This window comes from Acetivibrio straminisolvens JCM 21531 (assembly GCF_000521465.1).
Classification (GTDB): Bacteria; Bacillota; Clostridia; order Acetivibrionales; family Acetivibrionaceae; genus Hungateiclostridium; species Hungateiclostridium straminisolvens.
Genome location: NZ_BAVR01000191.1, coordinates 1 through 551, shown reverse-complemented (window position 1 = coordinate 551; position 551 = coordinate 1). Strand labels below are relative to the sequence as shown.

The following is a 551-nucleotide window of genomic DNA, read 5'->3' as shown; positions in this document are numbered from 1 at the left end:
GAGTATTTGGCTATAAGCGTTTCCGTGTTATACATAAACATATGCAAAAACGTAGCATAAATTATGCTTTGATTGTCTCTTGGATATCTTTGTATGCCCTTTTCCATATCATCTTTTAATTCAACAATGTCTTTTTTATTTTCATCAATTGCTTCCTTGTCAAATTCTATTGTTTCTAATAAATAACTTTCACTACATAACGGATCTCTCATATCATCATCTCCTTTTCATTTGTTATTTATGGCCAGAATCCAATTATTTCACCATTGCTGTTCAGCCTATACGTCGTTACTTTTCCATCCTTGCCAACTCGTGATAAAACTTTCTCTACCTTACCTTTCTTTAACGCTTGTATTATGTCCTTTTGGAGTTTTCTATCACCATTAACTGCTTTTAAAATTCTTTTACCACCATCCTCAAGGAGCCACTCATCCGACATTTGTTTTATGCCTTTTTTCATTTTACATAATTGGGAAGCATTAAATCTTGATTCGTTAATTACATATCTAATATTTGAGTTTGGATTCTTGTTTGAATATATTCCATCTATT

At 31.6% G+C, this 551-nt stretch carries 2 protein-coding genes; both read right to left on the bottom strand.

All coding sequences use genetic code 11. The features are described from left to right. Nucleotides 1-212 (bottom strand): PoNe immunity protein domain-containing protein (locus JCM21531_RS17435; RefSeq protein WP_038291751.1); only part of this gene is annotated, 212 nt, incomplete at its 3' end. A 26-nt stretch (nt 213-238) separates the two neighbouring features. Next, entirely contained in the window at nt 239-550 is a 312-nt protein-coding gene (locus JCM21531_RS17430; protein WP_054847185.1) for a hypothetical protein, read from the bottom strand. Nucleotide 551 lies beyond the last annotated feature (1 nt).